Source organism: Pseudomonas sp. CH61 (assembly GCF_059429415.1).
Map to the genome: position 1 here is coordinate 4347936 of NZ_CM182098.1, position 19866 is coordinate 4367801.

A 19866-nucleotide genomic window follows, 5' to 3' on the forward strand; every position below is an offset into this window, starting at 1 on the left:
GACGAAAAAACCTCTGGATCAGATCGCCCGGATCACATGCTTGATCTCCTGAAACGCTGCCAACCCCCAAGGCCCCAGCTCGCGGCCAATACTGCTCTGCTTGTACCCGCCCCACGCTGCCTGCGGGAAAATCACTTGCGGCGCATTGATCCACACCATCCCCGCCTGCAAGGCATTGGCCACGCGATCCGCCGCAGCAGCATCGCTCGTCACCACACTGGCTACCAAACCAAACGGCGTGTCATTGGCCAAGGCAATCGCCAGCGCTTCAGTGGTGAAACTGCGCACGCACAGCACCGGCCCGAAAATCTCTTCACACCACAGCGCGCTGTCCAGCGGCACGTCGGTGAACACGGTCGGCTGCAAGAAATAGCCGCGCGGCAGCTCCGCCGGGCGATTGCCGCCACAGATCAATCGCGCACCCGCGCTGAGCCCACGGTCGATGTGCCCAAGCACTCGCTGGTACTGCGCCTGATTGACCAGCGCACCCATTTCCACGTCTGGGTCAAACGGATCGGCAACCCGAATCGCTTGTGCACGCTTGTGCAAACGGCGGAGGAATTCCTCTTCCAGCTCCTCAGCCACCAGCACACGACTGGTGGCCGAACACATCTGCCCGGCGTTGAAAAATGCGCCGCCACAGGCCAGCTCAACCGCCAGATCGAGATCTGCATCCGCCAACACCAGCAGCGAAGATTTGCCGCCCAGTTCCAGGCTGACCCCCTTCACCGTTTCCGCCGCGCGCTGCATGACCTGCACGCCGACCGCGTTGCTGCCGGTAAAGGAGATTTTGGCGATACGCGGATCCGCCGCCAATGGTGCACCGACCGCCAGTCCTGTGCCGCAGACAAGATTGAACACGCCGTTTGGCAGACCCGACTCCGCGATGATCGCCGCCAGTTCCAGCTCCGGCAGCGGTGTCACTTCCGACGGCTTGAGCACCACGCAGCAACCCGCCGCCAACGCCGGTGCAAGCTTCCACGCCGTAGTGACCATGGGGAAATTCCACGGCACGATCAGCCCGACCACACCGCACGGCTCGCGGCGCAGGCGTGCGCTGAAATCATCGCTGGGCAGCGGCACGTTGCTGTCTTGTCTGGCGTCGAGGCCTTCGGCGAGTTCGGCGTAGTACTCGAATGTGGCGATCACATCGTCGACGTCGATGGCCGCTTCGAACTGCGGTTTGCCGTTGTTGCTCGATTGCAGATTCATCAAATGATCGCGTCCGTTACGCACGCCATTGGCGATGTTGCGCAGGATTGCGCCGCGCTCGGCACCACTGGTTTGCGACCAGTCCTTGAACGCTGCTGTGGCCGCGGCGACGGCTTGATCGACCGCGTGCTCATCACCGCCATTGACCGTGGTCAGCAGCGCTTCGGTGGCCGGGTTGATCACCCGCAGATGTTCGCGGCCGGCCGACCATTGGCCGTTGATGTAGAGGCCGTCGAGTGTGGTCGGGAAACTGATCATTGCGCCACCGCCTGCATCCACTGGTTCTGGTCGATTTCAATCAGGGTCGGGCCCTGACGATCGCTTGCGCTACGCAACGCGGTGCGCAGTTGTTCGATGCTGCTGATCGCTTCAGCCGCGCAGCCGAGGCCCTTGGCCACAGCGACAAAATCCGGGGTGTAGATGTCGACGCCGACCGGCTCGATGGCGCGGTTGACCATGTATTTCTTGATCTCTTCGTAGCCCTGGTTATTCCACAGCAGGACGATTACCGGGGTGCGTGCCTCGACGGCGCTGGCCAGTTCCGGCAGGGTGAATTGCAGGCCGCCGTCGCCGATCAGGCACACCACCGGTGGCCGCGCACCTTGGTCGGTTTGACCGCCGAGCCAGGCGCCAATCGCCGCCGGCAAGGCGTAGCCGAGCGTGCCGTAGCCGGTCGACGCGTTGAACCAGCGGCGCGGGTGATCCGGGTTGAACGTCAGGTTGCCGGTGTACACCGGTTGCGTCGAGTCGCCGACGAACACGGCGTTGGGCAGCTCATCAAGTACGGTGTCGAGGAAACGGGTTTGCGCGAGAGTCGGTGCATCCCAGCTCGCGACCAGTTCGGCGCGCAGTTTGCCGGCGCGGGCCTGGCCCCAATCGCTGCTGCGTTCGCCGAGTTTTTCCTGCGACAGCATGTTCAACAAAGCTTGCGCGGCGTTGCGTGCATCGGCCACCAACGCCAAGTGCGGCGGGTAGTTGCGCACGGTTTGATCGGCGTCGATATCGATGCGCAACAGTTTGCCGGGAATCTCGAAACCGCCAGCGAAAGTGACGTCATAATCGGTCTCGGCCAGTTCGGTGCCGATGGCCAACACCACATCGGCATCGGCGACCAGCGCGCGGGTGGCGACCAGCGTCTGGGTCGAACCAATCAGCAGCGGATGGTTGCCCGGCAGCATGCCTTTGGCATTGATCGTCAGCGCCACCGGCGCGTCGAGCAACTCGGCAAGTCTGGTCAGCTCTGGCGCTGCGTCGATGGCACCGCCGCCAGCCAGAATCAGCGGACGTCTGGCTTCAGCCAGCAGCTCGCTCATGCGTTTGACGGCCGCTGGCGCAGCGCCGGCGCGGTCGATATTGACCGGTACGCTGGCGAGCAATTCATCGGCGTTTTCGACCAGCACGTCCAACGGAATTTCGATGTGTACCGGACGTGGGCGACCGGCCTGAAACAAGGCAAAAGCACGTGCCAGCACTACCGGCAATTCAGCGGCGGACATCAAGGTATGCGAGAACGCCGCAACACCTGCGACCAGTGCGCTCTGATTCGGCAACTCATGCAGCTTGCCGCGCCCGCCGCCCAGCTGACTGCGCGATTGCACACTGGAGATCACCAGCATCGGGATCGAGTCGGCGTAGGCCTGGCCCATCGCCGTGGTGATGTTGGTCATGCCCGGCCCGGTAATGATGAAGCACACACCCGGTTTGCCGCTGGTGCGCGCATAACCGTCGGCCATGAAACCGGCGCCCTGCTCATGCCGTGGGGTGACGTGGTTGATGCTCGAACGGGCCAGCCCGCGATACAACTCCACGGTGTGCACGCCGGGAATGCCGAATACCTGCTCGACCCCATAATCCTCAAGTAACTTGACCAGTACTTCGCCACACGTCGCCATGTCGATTGCCCTTCTTGTTCGCTGAAGACACAGAGCCTTTCTGTAGGAGTGAGCCTGCTCGCGATGGCGTCTGGACATTCAACATTGCGGTGACTGACTCACCGCTATCGCGAGCAGGCTCACTCCTACAAAGAGCCCTTCATGGCTTCATTGGAACGGTCGGCAGGTAGCGGCAACAATCGATTAAAAGTCATACTAGCCATGTCCTCACGTCATACCTTGGATCCCTATGAAACGCCTGCCTCCCCTCCCCGCTCTGCATACGTTTCTGATCACCGCGCAGTGCTGCAACTTCACCCGGGCCGCCGAGCAGTTGCACATCACCCAGGGCGCAGTGAGCCGGCAGATCGCCGGGCTGGAGGCGCATCTCGGTTATCCGCTGTTCATCCGCCTGGCCCGTGGCCTGGCGCTGACCGCCGAAGGACGTGAATGGCTACCTCGTGTGGAAAAAGTCTTCGGCCTGATCAGCGAAGCCACCGAGCAAATCGGCCTGCAGCGCGAAACCCTGCAACTCAAAGCGCCGAGCTGCGTGATGCGCTGGCTGCTGCCGCGCTTGCTGCAATGGCAGAAAGAACGCCCGGACGTGCCGGTAAAACTCACCGCCTCGCTGCAACACGGCGTGGACTTTCAGCGCGAGCAATTTGATGCCGCGGTGATCTACGGCCCGCCGCCGGACAACTCGCCGGGCGCGCTGCACCTGTTCGACGAGCAACTGACGCCGGTGTGTTCGCCGCTGTTGCTCAAGGGCTCACCGGCTCTGTATACGCCGGCGGATCTACAACAGCATCTGTTGCTGCACCCCACTCACGATATTCAGGATTGGTCGGTGTGGCTGAACGCGGCTGAGCTGCGGCTGAACAACATCGGCAGCGGCCAGCATTTCGAAACGCTGGATCAGGCGATGTCGATGGCGTCGCACGGAACGGGGGTGGCGATCGGCGATTGGTCGTTGATTGGTGATGACTTGCGCGCGGGGCGGCTGGTGATGCCGTTCGAGTTGAAGGTGAAGACGGGGCTGGCGTATTACGTGGTGGTGCCTGCGGGAACCGAGCCTTCGCCGCAGTTGGAAGAATTGATGATCTGGTTGGTTGAGCAGGCGCATTTGCGGTGAGGCTTTTTTCCCTCACCCTAACCCTCTCCCAGAGGGAGAGGGGACTGACCGGGGGATATTGAAGAGGTTCAGCGACCTGAACGATTGGCTTTGAATCCATAATCGACTGGATTTTTCAGGTCGATGTACAACGCCAGACACCTCGGTCGGCTCCCTCTCCCTCCGGGAGAGGGCTGGGGTGAGGGTAAAGCTGTATATCAATACCCGACAGTAAACCGCTGATGCGAATGCTTCGGCGTTTCCACTTCGTCGATCAACGCAATCGCGTAATCGGCAAAAGTAATCCAGCTACGCCCTTCGGCACTCACCAGCAAATGATCCTGGCCGACACGAAAACTCCCCGTGCGCTCCCCTTCGACAAACTCTGCCGACGGCGACAGAAAGGTCCAGTCCAGTTCTTTCTCTTGCCGCAACGCCTCAAGAAACGCCGCACCAGCACTGGCTTCAGCTTTGTACTCCGCCGGGAAACCCGCACTGTCGATCACTCGCGTATCGTCCGGCAGCAACAGCGAACCGGCACCGCCGACCACCAGCAAACGCTGCACACCGGCGTGCTTCACTGGCCCAACAATAGCGCTCGCAGGAACGGTAGCGAAGTGCGCAGCGGTGATCACCACATCGTGACCGGCCACCGCGTCCTGCAACGCGGCCGAATCCAGCACATCGACATTCTTGCTGACCACACCGGCACGGGCGCCGATCTTCGAGGTGTCGCGGGCGATAGCGGTAACGCTATGGCCGCGACGCAGGGCTTCTTCCAGCAGTTGGCTACCGGCGCGGCCAGTGGCACCAATGATTGCGATCTTGCTCATGACATTCTCCAGTTGGCTTGAGAGTGCTGCGTTTTTCAGAATCGGCTTACCACTGCATTTCGCCCTTGGCGACTTTCGCGCTCAGCTCCAGCGAGCTTTCTTCGCCCAGTTTTGGGTAACGCTTTTTCATCGCGGCGATCAGTGCGGCGGAATCTTTGGCCTTGGCGGTTTCCACGTCAAAAGCCTTAATGTAGTCGGCGGTGAATTTCACGCTGACCAGCGAACGGCTGCTGTCACCCAAGTAGTGACCCGGCACCACGGTGTTCGGTTTCAGGGTTTCAATCGAGTGCAACGTTTCCAGCCAGTCGGCGTGGGATTGCGCGGTCTGGGTATCGGCCATCCATACGTGGATGTTTTCGGCGACAACCACACCACCGACCACGGCTTTGAGCGACGGGATCCACACAAAACTGCGATCCGGTTGTTTGCCGTCGAGGCCGATGACCTGCAATTTCTGCCCTTCGAGCATCAGGCTGTCGCCCTTGAGCACGCCCGGCACGATGGTTTTCGCCGGAACGTCAGCGCCCATTTTCGGCCCCCAGAAAGCCAGTTTGCCGGCGACGGTTTTGTTGATGTGATCGACGGTCGGTTGCGAAGCCAGCACCTTGGCGTCAGGGAAGGCCTGGGTCAGGGTATCGAGGCCGAAGTAGTAATCCGGGTCACCATGGCTGATGTAGATAGTGGTCAGGTGTTTGCCGCTGGCGCGGATCTTTTCCACGACGTGTTCAGCCTGGGACTTGCCGAATTGTGCATCGACGAGGATTGCGTCTTTCTCGCCGCTGACCAGCACCGAGGTCACCGGGAAAATCGCGTTTGTCCCCGGGTTGTAGACGTCGAGGTTCAGGTTGGCTGCCGCTGCATGCGCGGCAAAACCCAGGGATGCGGTGGCGAGCAGAACGCGTTTGAGTGTGGTGAAACCGATCATCTGTTGCTCCGGTGTCGGAATGCCGTGTTTGGCGATGGGACAGAGCTTAGTTGCCTGACTCGGTACAAAAAATGCGATGCTTGAACATAGTTTGTTTCTGAAAGCGGGCAAATCATGGATCGTCTCCAAGCAATGCGGGTGTTTGTCACCGTGGTGGATCTGGGCAGTCAGTCGGCAGCGGCCGATCATCTGGACCTTTCGCGGCCGGTGGTTTCACGTTATCTGGCGGAGCTGGAAAACTGGGTCGGCGCGCGGCTGATGCACCGCACCACACGCAAGCTGAGCCTGACCGCCGCCGGCAGTGAAATTCTGCCGCGTTGCCGACAGATGATCGAACTGTCGACGGACATGCAGGCCGCCGTCAGCGAACCCCACGACGCCCCGCGCGGCTTGCTGCGGATCAGCGTCAGCACCTCGTTCGGCCAGGCGCAACTGGCGGATGCGATGGCCGCCTACGTCAAACGCTATCCGGGTGTGAGCATCGATCTGCAAATGCTCGATCGCACGGTGAATCTGGTGGATGAACGAATCGATCTGGCAATTCGCACCAGTAACGATCTCGACCCCAACCTGATCGCCCGGCGCCTGACCGTTTGTCGTTCGGTGGTGTGTGCCGCGCCGGCTTATCTACAGGAGCAAGCGGCGCCGTTGCGGGTCGAGGAATTGAGTCGGCATAACTGCCTGACGCACTCGTATTTCGGCAAGAGCCTGTGGCATTTCGAGGAGGATGGCGAACCGGTTTCAGTGCCGGTACAGGGCAATATCAGCGCCAATGAAGCCAGCACGTTATTGCGCGCGACATTGGCCGGCGCCGGAGTGGCGATGCTGCCGACCTATCAGGCCGGGGTGCATATTCACAGCGGTGAACTGGTTCGACTGCTGCCCCATGCCGAACCGCGGCAGATGAGCATCTACGCGGTGTACGCCTCGCGCAAACACATGCCGGCGGCGCTGCGCAGCATGCTGGATTTTCTGGTAGAGCGCTTTCCTGAGCATCCGCAATGGGACGTTGATCTGTAAACCCGATCCAATGTGGGAGCGAGCCTGCTCGCGAAAGCGTTCGTTCAGCCAATTTTTCAGTAACTGAGACACCGCTTTCGCGAGCAGGCTCGCTCCCACAGTGGCTATCGATGTGCTGAATGGTGGGTTACAAGCTCAAGCACATTCGCTGGCAACTCCCCACCGCTGACCTATGCTGAAAGTAATACCGCAGGGTATGTCGTTCAGAGGTCAACGCCATGAACATCAAAACAAGAAGGTACTTCGCGATTTTCATCACCTGCGCCGCCACGCTGGCGCTGTACGGCACCGCTGCCTGGCGGGTCGAACAGCAGCGACAGCTGCCGCGCGAGTATGCGAGCTGCAACTTTGAGCGGTGCATTCCGCACAATGCCACGCTGAACGCATTACGCTGATTTGTCTGGCTGGAATGTGATCCTGTGGGAGCGAGCCTGCTCGCGAAAGCGGTGGGTCAGTCAATATTGATGTTGAATGACACACCGCTTTCGCGAGCAGGCTCGCTCCCACAGTAGACCGCAGCGCTTAGAGGGTTATTGCTCGGCCTTGAGGCTGTCGCGGAAAGCCTTGGGCGATATTCCCACCCTGCGCCGAAACAGGCGCGTGAAATTGGTCGGATCGGAAAACCCCAACAGCTCCGACATCTCGTAAATCGTCATGCTGGTGTAAGTCAGCAAGCGCTTGGCTTCCAGCAACTGGCGCTCGTGCATGATCTGCAACGCCGGTTGTCCCGCCAGCTCACGGCAGGTGCCGTTGAGGTGCGACACCGAAATCCCCAGTCGGTGGGCCAGGTCTTCGACTTTCACGTGCTGGCGATAAGTCTCCTCGACCAACTGGATAAAGCCATTGAGGTATTCGCGCTGACGCTGCGGACGCTGACTGGCTTTGTGCCGCACGATCGCCTGACGGCTGACCCAGACCATGATCACGCTGACCAGCGAATGCATGAGCATTTCCCGCGCCGGCTGGTGGCCGTTGTATTCGGCCTGCAACGCCGAGAACAGGCTGTTGAGGTAATCGCCGTCGTTACCTGCCGGGTAGTTTTCTGCGCTGGCCAGCGCATGTACCGAATCGCCCAGTTGCGCCTGCAAGTGGTTGATCAGCGGTGTGGCGAGAGTAACGATGAACCCTTCGACGTCTTCGGAAAAACGAAAGCCGTGCACCGAAAGCGGTGGCAGCACTTGGATGGCCGGGGTGTCGAGTTGCGTGCGTTGCCCTTCGATCTCAAGCTCTGCCTGACCTTTGAAGACGAAGAGTAACTGGCACAAATCAGCATGGCGGTGGGGTTTGATTTCCCACTCGTGTTCGCGACTGCGGGAGGAAATGGTTTCACAGTGCAGCAAGTCAGGGGTCGGCCAGTCCAGGCTTTCACCGTAGAGCTTGAACACTGGAATCGAAGGCAGCTCAGGCTTGTTCATCACTTCAATCCAGGCCTCGGGGTTGTGGGCGATAATCGCACCGATTGGCAGAATGTACAGGTATCGGCTCAGTTTTCACCTTCAATTGACAGACCCGCAAGGGAAAAATGCAAGCACTCGATCCATAAAAATCATTCACCGGTCTTGGCCGCGTGAAGCTTGCGAGTCATAAAAACAATGAAAACGCTGAAAACCCAAGTCGCCATTATCGGCGCCGGTCCGTCCGGATTGCTCCTCGGCCAGTTGTTGCACAACGCCGGCATCGATACCCTCATCCTCGAACGCCAGACCCCGGATTATGTCCTCGGTCGCATCCGCGCCGGTGTGCTCGAACAGGGCATGGTAGAGCTGTTGCGTCAGGCTGGCGTGAGTCAGCGCATGGACGCCGAAGGTCTGGTGCATGGCGGTTTCGATCTGGCCCTGGACGGGCGTCAGGTGCACATCGATCTGCACGCGCTGACCGGTGGCAAGAGCGTGATGATCTACGGCCAGACCGAAGTCACCCGCGACCTGATGGCCGCTCGTCGGGAGGCCGGCGCGCCGACGATTTACCAGGCGAGCAATGTCGTTCCTCACGGCATGAAAAGCGACGAAGCCTTTGTCACTTTCGAAAAGGACGGCGAAACCTTTCGCGTCGATTGCGATTACATCGCCGGTTGCGACGGTTTCCACGGTGTCGCTCGGCAGGCGATTCCGGCCGACAGCCTGAAGGTCTTCGAGCGGGTTTATCCGTTTGGCTGGCTGGGCATTCTGGCGGACACGCCGCCGGTGCATGACGAGTTGGTCTACGCCAGCCATGAACGCGGCTTTGCCTTGTGCAGCATGCGTTCGGCAACGCGCACCCGTTATTACCTGCAAGTGCCGGCGGATGAGAAGGTCGATGACTGGAGCGATCAACGCTTCTGGGATGAGTTGAAAAATCGCCTGCCGGTGGCGCTCGCGGAGAAACTGGTCACTGGTCCGTCGATTGAAAAAAGCATCGCGCCACTGCGTAGTTTTGTCGTCGAGCCCATGCAGTACGGACGGATGTTTCTCGTCGGCGACGCCGCGCATATCGTCCCGCCCACTGGCGCCAAGGGTTTGAATCTGGCGGCGAGTGACGTCAGCACGTTGTTCAATATTCTGCTGAAGGTTTACCGCGACGGCCGCACCGACCTGCTGGAAAAATACTCGGAAATCTGCCTGCGCCGCGTCTGGAAAGCCGAGCGCTTTTCTTGGTGGATGACTTCGATGCTGCACCGCTTCGATGATCACGATGCGTTCAGCCAGCGCATCAGCGCCTCGGAACTGGACTACTTTGTCAGTTCAGAAGCAGGGCGAAAAACCATTGCAGAAAATTACGTCGGACTTCCTTATGAGGCTATCGAATAGCCTGCTACCGACTTACACTGGCGAGCATCCCCGCTCGCCTGACGATCTGCGGGACTCTCACTGCCCGCAGGTTTTGCCCGTGACCAATCTCAATCACCCCGAAACGCCCAAACCGGCCATTCGCAGCGTGCTGGTCGCGTTGATGATGGCGATCTTTCTCGGCGCGCTGGATCAAACCATCGTCGCCGTGTCGATGCCGGCCATCTCTGCACAGTTCAAGGACGTCAGCCTGCTGGCCTGGGTGATTTCCGGGTACATGGTCGCGATGACGGTGGCCGTGCCGATCTACGGCAAGCTCGGCGACTTGTACGGGCGGCGCAAACTGATGCTGTTCGGCATGGGCCTGTTCACCCTCGCCTCACTGTTTTGCGGCATGGCGCAGAGCATGGAGCAACTGGTACTGGCGCGGATCCTTCAGGGCATCGGCGCCGGCGGGATGATTTCGGTGAGTCAGGCGATCATCGGCGACATCGTGCCGCCGCGTGAACGCGGGCGTTATCAGGGTTACTTCAGCAGCATGTACGCGGTGGCCAGCGTTGCCGGCCCGGTGCTCGGCGGTTACATGACCGAATACCTGTCGTGGCGCTGGGTGTTTCTGATCAACCTGCCGCTGGGCCTCGGTGCCTGGTGGGTGGCGCGGCGCAATCTGCGCGGGCTGCCGATTCCGCAGCGCAAACCGATCATCGATTATATCGGCACCTTGCTGATGATCATCGGCCTGACTGCCCTGCTGCTGGGCATTACTCAGGTTGGTCAGGGTCATTCGTGGCGCAGCGCTGAAGTGCTTGGCCTGTTCGCTTGTGCAGTGGTGGTACTGGCGGTGTTTGTCTGGCACGAGCGCCGTGCTCGGGAGCCTTTGCTGCCGATGCACCTGTTTGCCAACCGCAATGCCCTGCTGTGCTGGTGCACGATTTTCTTCACCAGTTTCCAGGCGATTTCCTTGATTGTGTTGATGCCGCTGCGCTTTCAGACCGTGACCGGGGCCGGTGCTGACAGCGCCGCCCTGCACTTGCTGCCGTTGGCGATGGGACTGCCGATTGGTGCATTTTTCGCTGGCCGACGTACGTCGATCACCGGGCGTTATAAACCGCAGATCCTGACGGGTGCGATGCTGATGCCGATCGCGATTCTCGGCATGGCGTTCAGCCCGCCCGAGGCGACACTGGTCAGCGGTCTGTTCATGTTGCTCTGCGGTATTTCCAGCGGCATGCAGTTTCCGACCTCGTTGGTCGGCACCCAGAATTCGGTGGAACAACGCGACATCGGCGTGGCGACCAGTACCACCAATCTGTTTCGCTCCCTCGGCGGCGCAGTGGGTGTGGCGTTGATGTCGGCGCTGTTGCTGGCGTTGTTACAGGACTCCAGCTTCGCCCATCTGGCGAGCAGTTCGCTGATGAGCGAGGGGCATTCGGGCAACGTCTTGCTGGATGGTTTGAACGCCGCGCCGGGAGACGCGCAGAACGCCCTGCGTGCGGAATTGCTGGTGACATTCCGGCATTTGTTGTGGGTGAGTGCGGCGGTGTCATTGCTGGGACTGGCGGCAGCGATTGCGATGCCGAACAACCTGCTGCGCGGACGTGAGCACGGCGCAAAATAACCGCAACACCACAAAACCCTGTGGGAGCGAGCCTGCTCGCGAAAGCGGTGTGTCATTCAACCACGATGTTGGCTGAAACGACGCCTTCGCGAGCAGGCTCGCTCCCACAGGGGAGACGGTGTTTCATTCAAGGGCTGTAGTAACCCACGGCCACAAGGAAATGCCCGGCCTTCTTCAGGTAGGCATGCTTGTCCTCGACCTTGCCGGTCACCGGGTTTTTCCAGCGGTATTCATACTCGCCTTCATCCTGCTTGCCGATCAGCGCCAGAATCGGCTCGCCTACCGGTTTGCCATCCGGATCCTTGATCTTGCCAAAGTCGGTGTTGATCAAGCGCAGATTGGTGCCGTGGGCGACGTAGCGCTGGGTGTTCAGATCGACCACAAACACGTACAGGTCATCCTGCAAATAGCCACCCTTGAGCGAGTTGATCGCCGTCAGCGTGCCCTTCTCGTCTTTGCCCAAATCAGTCGCCGCTTTGTCGAGCAACGCCTTGGCCTGTTCGGCCGAGGCTCGCGGCAAGTAGTAACCCACTGCCAGAATTCGCTGGCCGATGCGCTGGTAATACACATGCTTGCGCTCGACCTTGCCATCGGCCCAGTTCTGCCAACGGTACTCGGCCTGCTGGATGCCGTTGCCTTCCGGCACCTTCAACGCATCCTTGAAGGTTTTCTGCAAATCCGGGCCGAGCACCTCACTCACGTCACGACCGATCAACGCCGACGAAGGCCCACCGCTGGCGAGCATCACGCCTTTGGTGTCGAGGACGAACACGTAGCGATCCTTGTCGACGAACTCGCCCTGGCGGCTGAACGCGGCGAACGCCTTGTCGCCGTTGTCGTGGTAGTAGGCCAGGGCTTTTTCCAGCAAGGCAATGGCGGCCTGACTGTCATCCTTGGCGGTGGTGGCGGCGCTGGCCTGGCCGAAACCGGCCAGTAACATCACGCCGAGCCAGGCCACTTTATGCAAAAACCCCATAGCGCATCCCTCGTTCTTGTTGGTGTTTCAAGAGCGTAGACGGCTTGGGGTGATGTACGAGTATTCAGAATGATGCAGGGGATTACAGAATCCCCTGATCAACAAAGCTTATGGGCGGGAATTGATCTGCTGCTGCAAATTCTGAATCTGCGCCTGAAGGGTGTTGATATTGCGGGTCATCTGCCCACGGAAGGCGTCGAACTCGGCGGTATTGCCGCCGCCCTGCGCGGCTGCCGGGCGGTTGTCCTGTTCGCTTTTGAGCACAACGATTTCCTGTTCGAGACGATCGATCGCCGCGCTCGGATTGCCCTGTTTCTTCAACGCCGCGATATCGGCGCCGAGGCTTTTGAACTGCGCATCGAAGGCTTTCAACTGCGTGTCGACCTTGCTGGTGTCGGCCGGTGTGCTTTTCACCGTCGCCAATTCCGCGCTCAAGGCTTTGACCTGCGCTTGCAACTGGGTATTGGCGTTCTGCTGTTCGGTGGTTTGCGCGGTCATCTGCGCCAGGCGTTTGTCCAGATCACTGGCCTGTCCTGCTACGCCTTGCTGCTGTTTGCTCTGATCGAGCAGCTTGCCTTCGAGCTGTTTGATCTGCAGCTTCAAGGCTTCGCTGTCGCTGGTGACGTTGGACTGGCTGGCGACGACCTTGCCGGAAATGTCCTGCAAGCGTCCGGCCGCTTCTTCGCTGATCCGCGCGAAGCTTTCCTGGGTCGCGACCAGTTGCTGCTCCATCAGCGAGATCTGCTGGAAACTCCACCAGGCCAGACCGACAAAGGCGAAGAACAGCGCACCGACCAAGGCCCACAATGGCCCGGTGCTCGCGGCCTTGACCACCGGCGGCGTGCGCGAGTGTACGGAGGTGCGGGCGGTGGTCGGAATGTCATCGTCGTCGAAGTTGTCGGCACGCAGGCTCGGGACATCATCGAAATCGTCGTGGGCATCATTACGCATGGACATTGAGGCAACCTTTGGGAAACGCGGTGATGGCTAAATGCTGCGAAGTATAACCGCCGCAGCCGCAGGGATTGACCCCCAAGCGGCTACACGGTTCATTGCCGCCCGGCCGAATCGTTTCAACGGATGTCCTGAGCTTTCCACCACGCGCAGAACTCATCCAGCGCCGACCACAGGCTGACTTTCGGATCGTAATCCAGATAATGCCGGGCGCGGCTGATGTCGAGGGTGAAATTTTTTTTCATCACCTGCATGCCCAGGCGCGACAGGGTTGGCTCCGGACGCCCGGGCCAGAGCTTGCACGCCCCTTCGTTGAGCGCCGCGACGCTATAGGCCAGTCCATACGAACGGTACTTGCTGACCTGCGGCACTTCCATTTTGCGCATCACGTAATTGACCACATCCCACAGCGGCACCGGCGCGCCATTGCTGATGTTGTAGGCCTTGCCCAGTGCGGAGCCGGCGGCCAGCAAGCTGCTGAGCATCGCTTCGTTGAGATTCTGCACACTGGTGAAGTCGACTTTGTTCAGGCCATTGCCGATGATCGCCAGCCGGCCCTTGCGCTGCATGTTGAGCAGGCGCGGGAAAATGCTCATGTCGCCGGCACCGGTAACAAAACGCGGGCGCAGGGCGATGGTTTCCAAGCCGAATTCCTGGGCACCGAAGACCTTTTGCTCGGCCAGGTACTTGGTCGCGGCATAGTGATGCTTGAAGCGCTTGGGCACTTGCTCTTCGGTCAGGTTGAAATGATCGCGACCATCGAAATAGATCGATGGCGACGACAGATGCACCAAGCGGCGGACGCGCTGTTTGAGACAGGCTTCGACAACGTTTTCGGTGACCTGCACGTTGCCCTGGTGGAAGTCCTGATAGCGGCCCCACAATCCGACGGCGCCAGCGCAATGCACCACTGCTTCGACGTCGGAACACAACTCACGGACCAGATCGGGATCGGTCAGATCGCCGGGGACAAACTCGGCACCCCGGCGCACCAGATGTTCGACGCTCTCGGCCCGGCGACCGTTGACCCGCACGTCCAGGCCCTGCTCCAGGGCGAAACGCGCAAAGCGTCCGCCAATGAAGCCGCTTGCGCCGGTGACCAAAATTTTCATGCAAAACTCCAATGAAACCAGCTGCGAGCTTCAAGCTTCGAGCTGCAAGTTTAAAACGGTGCGCAGCGCTGAACTTGCCGCTTGCAGCTTGACGCTCATGGCTGCTTCCAGGGCACCAGCCATTGCGCCGATGAACGCACCAATTGCTCGGTCAGCAAGCCTAGAAGCTGACCGCCATTGCGCCAATGATGCCAGTACAACGGCACGTCGATCGGTTTATCTGGCAACAGTTCGCGCAACACGCCGCGTTGCAGTTGATCGCGCACTTGCAGTTCCGGCACCAGCCCCCAGCCGAGTCCCGCTTCGGTCAGGCGGATAAAACCTTCCGAGGACGGGCACAAATGGTGTTCGAATCCACCATCGACGCCCAACGAGGCGAGATAGCGATGCTGAAGAAAATCGTCCGGGCCGAATACCAGCGCCGGGGTGCGCGGCAATTGTTCGGCACGCACGCCGTCGGGGAAATGCCGCTCGATGAACGCCGGGCTGGCCAGCGCGCGATAACGCATCGCGCCGAGCAACACGCTGCGCGCGCCCGCAACCGGACGCTCACTGGCACAAAGGCACGCGGCCACTTCACCGGCGCGCATGCGTTTGAGGCCGACGGTCTGGTCTTCGACAATCAGATCGAGCAGTAAATGTTGTTCGGCGCAGAAATCGCCAACCGCTTTAGCCCACCATGTGGCAAGGCTGTCGGCATTCAGCGCAATGCGCAGACGCTCCGGCAAACCCTCTTCGTCCAGCGCGGGCACCAGGGTTTGCAGGTCGCGCTCAAGCAAACGCACCTGCTGCACATGGTTGAGCAGGCGCCGGCCAATCTCGGTCGGCGACGGTGGCGTGCCGCGAATCAACACCGGCTGGCCGACCCGCGCTTCAAGCAATTTGATCCGCTGCGAGATCGCCGATTGCGACAAGCCCAATACCTGCGCGGCCCGTTCGAATCCCGCCTGCTCGACCACGGCGGCCAGAGCAGAAAGCAATTTGTAGTCGAACATCAGTTTTCCTAATGAGCGATCAGCACTATTGGTTTTTCTTATACAGGTTTCGACCGGAGAATAGCCAGCAAGCACTCTTTCTCAAGGATCACTTTCATGGCTGGCGAAACTTCACTCACGACTTTGTTGCGCAGCATGAGCCCGCAACTCAACGTCGGCGAATACGTGTTCTGCACCCTGCGCGACGGTCTGCTTCCAAGCGGTCTGGAGATTGTCGGCAGCTTCCGCGAACAGGAAGGTTTGACGGTGATTCTTGAACGTTCCCATGCCGAACAGGCCGGTTTGAGCTTCGACTACGTCGCGGCGTGGATAACTCTGAATGTGCATTCGGCGCTGGAAGCCGTTGGCCTCACCGCCGCGTTTGCCACGGCATTGGGCCAGGCCGGGATCAGTTGCGACGTGATTGCCGGCTATTACCACGACCATTTGTTCGTCGGTCAGGCCGACGCCCAACGCGCCATGCAAGTGCTGCGTGATCTCGCAGCCGACGCGGAGTAATTGTTATGTGGCAAAGCTATGTGAACGGCTTGCTGGTGGCGTTGGGGCTGATCATGGCGATCGGTACGCAGAACGCCTTTGTATTGGCGCAAAGTCTGCGCCGTGAACATCACCTGCCGGTGGCGGCATTGTGCGTGGTCTGTGATGCGCTGTTGGTTGCGGCCGGTGTATTCGGTCTGGCGACGATTCTGGCGCAGAACCCGACGCTGCTCGCCATTGCCCGTTGGGGCGGCGCGACGTTTCTGATCTGGTACGGCAGCCAGGCGCTGCGCCGGGCCTGTTCGAAACAGAGCCTGGGTCAGGGCGAGAACCAGACTGTGCGCTCCCTGCGGGCGGTGATGCTCAGCGCTTTGGCCGTGACGCTGCTCAACCCGCACGTTTATCTGGATACGGTGTTGCTGATCGGCTCTCTCGGCGCGCAGCAATCGGTGCCGGGCGCTTATGTAGTGGGCGCGGCGAGCGCTTCGTTGCTGTGGTTTTTCACGTTGGCATTGGGCGCTGCGTGGTTGGCGCCATGGCTGGCGCGTCCGAGCACTTGGCGGATTCTCGATCTGGTGGTGGCATTGATGATGTTCACGGTTGCAGGACAGTTAATTATTGCGGGCTGATTTATTCCAAACAGCTAAGGGGATGCCCTCACTAAATGACGATCCGTCATTTAGTGAGGGCATCCCCTTGAACCTCTATCCCACACAGTTGTTGCGTGGTTATGCCGCAACCCCGGTGCTATGATCGAAACCCTGCGCCGCAAAGAGTAAAAACTCGCCGGTGCATTTCTGGCCGCCCGTGATCGGCCTTGCGCTCACCGCAACAGACCTGATTAGGAGAATCATCATGGCTTTCGAATTGCCGCCGCTGCCTTACGCACACGATGCCCTGCAGCCGCACATTTCCAAGGAAACCCTGGAATACCACCACGACAAGCACCACAACACCTATGTCGTGAACCTGAACAACCTGGTGCCAGGCACCGAGTTCGAAGGCAAGACCCTGGAAGAAATCGTCAAGACTTCCTCGGGCGGTATCTTCAACAACGCCGCTCAGGTCTGGAACCACACTTTCTACTGGAACTGCCTGGCGCCAAACGCCGGCGGTCAACCAACCGGCGCGCTGGCTGAAGCCATCAACGCAGCCTTCGGTTCGTTCGACAAGTTCAAGGAAGAGTTCAGCAAAACCTCGATCGGCACCTTCGGTTCCGGCTGGGGCTGGCTGGTGAAAAAGGCTGACGGTTCCCTGGCTCTGGCCAGCACCATCGGCGCCGGTAACCCGCTGACCAGCGGCGACACCCCGCTGCTGACCTGCGACGTCTGGGAACACGCTTACTACATCGACTACCGCAACGTTCGTCCTAAATACGTCGAAGCGTTCTGGAACCTGGTCAACTGGAAGTTCGTTGCTGAGCAGTTCGAAGGCAAAACCTTCACCGCTTAAGCTGCGCGCCAGTCAAAAAACCCGGCTTTTGCCGGGTTTTTTTATGCCCGGATAAACCCCGTACGATGATCGTTCCCACGCTCCGCGTGGGCATGCAGCCCGTGACGCTCCGCGTCACTGGACGCAGAGCGTCCCTGGAGGCATTCCCACGCGGAGCGTGGGAACGATCAAGCCGTCTACCGCCGCTTGCTGCCGTGCCACTGCGGGCTACCATCAAAAAGAGGAAAAAATGCTGCGAACCGCTCAAGTTGAGGGACGAAACTACCGACATAGTACAAATTAGGGCTAATACTCCAGACAGCAGCATTTCGGCCTAGGCCACGGGCAAATCATCCCCGGTCTGATTGTCCCTTTGACTGCCAACACGGGATTGCCAATACTCATGGCAACTTGACGCTACCCGCACGGAACAAGGAATAACCCTTTGAAGCTGGAACTCAAGAACAGCTTGTCGGTGAAGTTGCTCCGGGTCGTGCTCCTGTCGGCATTGATCGTCGGCGTAGTCTTGAGCTGCGCGCAGATTGTTTTCGACGCTTACAAAACCCGTCAGGCCGTTGCTGGCGACGCCGAACGCATCCTCGACATGTTCCGCGACCCGTCGACCCAGGCCGTTTACAGCCTGGACCGGGAGATGGGCATGCAGGTGATCGAAGGCCTGTTCCAGGACGATGCCGTGCGTCAGGCCTCCATTGGCCATCCCAACGAAGCCATGCTCGCGCAGAAATCCCGCGACCTGCAGCAGTCCAACAGCCGCTGGCTGACCGACCTGATCCTTGGCCAGGAACGCACCTTCACCACGCAACTGGTGGGGCGTGGCCCGTACAGCGAGTATTACGGCGATTTGAGTATCACCCTCGACACCGCCACCTATGGCGAGGGCTTTATCGTCAGTTCGGTGATCATTTTCATTTCCGGCGTGCTGCGCGCACTGGCCATGGGTCTGGTGCTGTATCTGGTTTATCACTGGCTGCTGACCAAACCGTTGTCGCGGATCATCGAACACCTCACCGAGATCAACCCGGATCGCCCCAGCGAGCACAAGATTCCGCAGCTCAAGGGCCACGAGAAAAACGAACTGGGCATCTGGATCAACACCGCCAACCAGTTGCTTGAGTCGATCGAACGCAACACCCATCTGCGCCACGAAGCTGAAAACAGCCTGCTGCGCATGGCCCAATACGACTTCCTCACCGGCCTGCCGAATCGCCAGCAGTTGCAGCAGCAACTGGACAAGATTCTGGTCGACGCCGGCAAGCTGCAACGCCGGGTCGCGGTGCTGTGCGTGGGGCTGGATGATTTCAAAGGCATCAACGAGCAATTCAGCTACCAGACCGGCGACCAATTGTTGCTGGCTCTGGCCGATCGCTTGCGTGCCCACAGTGGCCGCTTAGGCGCCCTCGCCCGCCTGGGTGGCGATCAGTTCGCCCTGGTACAGGCCGACATCGAACAACCTTACGAAGCGGCGGAATTGGCGCAAAGCATCCTTGATGATCTGGAAGCGGCGTTCGCCCTCGACCATCAGGAGATTCGCCTGCGCGCGACCATCGGCATCACCCTGTTCCCGGAGGACGGCGACAGCACCGAGAAGCTGTTGCAGAAAGCCGAGCAGACCATGACGTTGGCCAAGACCCGCTCGCGCAACCGCTATCAGTTCTACATCGCCAGCGTCGACAGCGAGATGCGTCGCCGCCGCGAACTGGAAAAAGACCTGCGCGATGCGCTGTTGCGTGATCAGTTCTACCTCGTCTATCAGCCGCAGATCAGCTATCGCGATCACCGCGTGGTCGGCGTCGAAGCGCTGATTCGCTGGCAGCATCCAGAACACGGTCTGGTGCCGCCGGACCTGTTCATTCCGCTGGCCGAGCAGAACGGTACGATCATCGCCATTGGCGAATGGGTGCTCGATCAGGCCTGCAAACAACTGCGCGAATGGCACGATCAGGGCTTTGTCGACTTGCGCATGGCGGTCAACCTGTCGACGGTTCAGTTGCACCACGCCGAGCTGCCGCGAGTGGTCAATAACCTGCTGCAAATGTACCGCCTGCCACCGCGCAGTCTGGAACTGGAAGTCACCGAAACCGGCCTGATGGAAGACATCAGCACCGCCGCGCAGCACCTGTTGAGCCTGCGCCGTTCCGGTGCGTTGATTGCCATCGATGATTTCGGCACCGGGTATTCGTCACTGAGCTATCTGAAAAGTCTGCCGCTGGACAAGATCAAGATCGACAAGAGCTTCGTACAGGATCTGCTCGATGACGACGACGATGCGACCATTGTTCGCGCGATCATTCAACTGGGTAAAAGCCTCGGCATGCAGGTGATTGCCGAGGGCGTGGAAACCGCCGAACAGGAAAGCTACATCATTTCCGAAGGCTGCCACGAAGGTCAGGGTTACCACTACAGCAAACCGCTGCCGGCCCGGGAACTGGGCGCCTATCTCAAACAGGCACAACGCACTAACGCGGCCATTCTCTAGAAGATCAAAAGATCGCAGCCTGCGGCAGCCCCTACATTTGGAATGTGTTCCCCCTGTAGGAGTTGCCGA

The 19866-nt window shown here is 59.9% G+C and carries 18 protein-coding genes; 9 read left to right on the plus strand and 9 right to left on the minus strand.

Features of this window, described 5'->3' with window-relative positions; translation table 11 throughout:
- Positions 1-18: 18 nt before the first annotated feature.
- Positions 19-1467, minus strand: a complete 1449-nt coding sequence (locus tag AC5SEM_RS19450) for an aldehyde dehydrogenase family protein (protein WP_495473487.1) — start codon at positions 1465-1467, stop codon at positions 19-21.
- Complete coding sequence (locus AC5SEM_RS19455) at positions 1467-3104, minus strand: 5-guanidino-2-oxopentanoate decarboxylase (RefSeq protein WP_495471066.1); 1638 nt, start codon at positions 3102-3104, stop codon at positions 1467-1469. Before AC5SEM_RS19455 ends, AC5SEM_RS19450 begins: the two co-directional genes overlap by 1 nt.
- Before the next feature lie 229 nt (positions 3105-3333).
- On the opposite strand from AC5SEM_RS19455, the gene AC5SEM_RS19460 reads away from it, so the two are divergent.
- Entirely contained in the window at positions 3334-4215 is an 882-nt protein-coding gene (locus AC5SEM_RS19460) for a LysR substrate-binding domain-containing protein (RefSeq protein ID WP_495471067.1), read from the plus strand.
- A gap of 197 nt (positions 4216-4412) precedes the next feature.
- On the opposite strand, the gene AC5SEM_RS19465 is transcribed toward AC5SEM_RS19460, so the two are convergent.
- Positions 4413-5027 carry an NAD(P)-dependent oxidoreductase gene (locus tag AC5SEM_RS19465; protein WP_495471068.1) on the minus strand — a complete coding sequence of 205 codons (615 nt, stop codon included), beginning with the start codon at positions 5025-5027 and terminating at the stop codon, positions 4413-4415.
- A 46-nt stretch (positions 5028-5073) separates the two neighbouring features.
- The gene (locus AC5SEM_RS19470; RefSeq protein WP_495471069.1) at positions 5074-5952 is read right to left on the minus strand and encodes an MBL fold metallo-hydrolase; all 879 of its coding nucleotides are present in this window, start codon (positions 5950-5952) and stop codon (positions 5074-5076) included.
- A gap of 114 nt (positions 5953-6066) precedes the next feature.
- On the opposite strand from AC5SEM_RS19470, the gene AC5SEM_RS19475 reads away from it, so the two are divergent.
- Positions 6067-6972, plus strand: coding sequence for a LysR family transcriptional regulator (locus tag AC5SEM_RS19475; protein WP_495471070.1), 906 nt, complete (start codon positions 6067-6069; stop codon positions 6970-6972).
- Positions 6973-7190: 218 nt separating this feature from the next.
- Positions 7191-7367, plus strand: coding sequence for a hypothetical protein (locus AC5SEM_RS19480; RefSeq protein WP_176091768.1), 177 nt, complete (start codon positions 7191-7193; stop codon positions 7365-7367).
- A 135-nt stretch (positions 7368-7502) separates the two neighbouring features.
- On the opposite strand, the gene AC5SEM_RS19485 is transcribed toward AC5SEM_RS19480, so the two are convergent.
- On the minus strand, positions 7503-8387 hold the full coding sequence (locus tag AC5SEM_RS19485) for a helix-turn-helix domain-containing protein (RefSeq protein WP_116030017.1): 885 nt from the start codon (positions 8385-8387) through the stop codon (positions 7503-7505).
- Positions 8388-8573: 186 nt separating this feature from the next.
- Here AC5SEM_RS19485 and pobA point away from each other — a divergent pair, with 186 nt between their 5' ends.
- On the plus strand, positions 8574-9758 hold the full coding sequence (gene pobA / locus AC5SEM_RS19490) for a 4-hydroxybenzoate 3-monooxygenase (protein ID WP_495473488.1): 1185 nt from the start codon (positions 8574-8576) through the stop codon (positions 9756-9758).
- Between the two features lie 79 nt (positions 9759-9837).
- Positions 9838-11355: an MDR family MFS transporter gene (locus tag AC5SEM_RS19495; protein ID WP_495471071.1), complete on the plus strand. Its 1518-nt coding sequence runs from the start codon at positions 9838-9840 to the stop codon at positions 11353-11355.
- A 127-nt stretch (positions 11356-11482) separates the two neighbouring features.
- Here the strand turns inward: AC5SEM_RS19495 and AC5SEM_RS19500 are convergent, their stop codons facing one another.
- The 4 genes from AC5SEM_RS19500 to AC5SEM_RS19515 form a co-directional block, all read right to left on the minus strand.
- Entirely contained in the window at positions 11483-12331 is an 849-nt protein-coding gene (locus AC5SEM_RS19500; RefSeq protein WP_495471072.1) for a cache domain-containing protein, read from the minus strand.
- Positions 12332-12439: 108 nt separating this feature from the next.
- Positions 12440-13288 (minus strand): ATPase, encoded by an 849-nt coding sequence (locus AC5SEM_RS19505; protein WP_495471073.1) that lies wholly within the window; start codon positions 13286-13288, stop codon positions 12440-12442.
- 116 nt (positions 13289-13404) lie between these two features.
- Positions 13405-14397, minus strand: a complete 993-nt coding sequence (locus tag AC5SEM_RS19510; protein ID WP_495471074.1) for an NAD-dependent epimerase/dehydratase family protein — start codon at positions 14395-14397, stop codon at positions 13405-13407.
- A 95-nt stretch (positions 14398-14492) separates the two neighbouring features.
- A complete protein-coding gene (locus tag AC5SEM_RS19515; protein WP_495471075.1) occupies positions 14493-15392 on the minus strand; it encodes a LysR family transcriptional regulator ArgP in 900 nt (299 codons plus the stop codon).
- A 96-nt stretch (positions 15393-15488) separates the two neighbouring features.
- Here AC5SEM_RS19515 and AC5SEM_RS19520 point away from each other — a divergent pair, with 96 nt between their 5' ends.
- The 4 genes from AC5SEM_RS19520 (at position 15489) to AC5SEM_RS19535 (ending at position 19797) form a co-directional block, all read left to right on the plus strand.
- A complete protein-coding gene (locus AC5SEM_RS19520; RefSeq protein ID WP_495471076.1) occupies positions 15489-15890 on the plus strand; it encodes an ACT domain-containing protein in 402 nt (133 codons plus the stop codon).
- A gap of 5 nt (positions 15891-15895) precedes the next feature.
- The gene (locus AC5SEM_RS19525; protein WP_495471077.1) at positions 15896-16498 is read left to right on the plus strand and encodes a LysE/ArgO family amino acid transporter; all 603 of its coding nucleotides are present in this window, start codon (positions 15896-15898) and stop codon (positions 16496-16498) included.
- Positions 16499-16724: 226 nt separating this feature from the next.
- Positions 16725-17321 carry a superoxide dismutase gene (locus AC5SEM_RS19530; RefSeq protein ID WP_007918933.1) on the plus strand — a complete coding sequence of 199 codons (597 nt, stop codon included), beginning with the start codon at positions 16725-16727 and terminating at the stop codon, positions 17319-17321.
- A gap of 424 nt (positions 17322-17745) precedes the next feature.
- The gene (locus tag AC5SEM_RS19535) at positions 17746-19797 is read left to right on the plus strand and encodes a putative bifunctional diguanylate cyclase/phosphodiesterase (RefSeq protein WP_495471078.1); all 2052 of its coding nucleotides are present in this window, start codon (positions 17746-17748) and stop codon (positions 19795-19797) included.
- Positions 19798-19866: the final 69 nt, after the last annotated feature.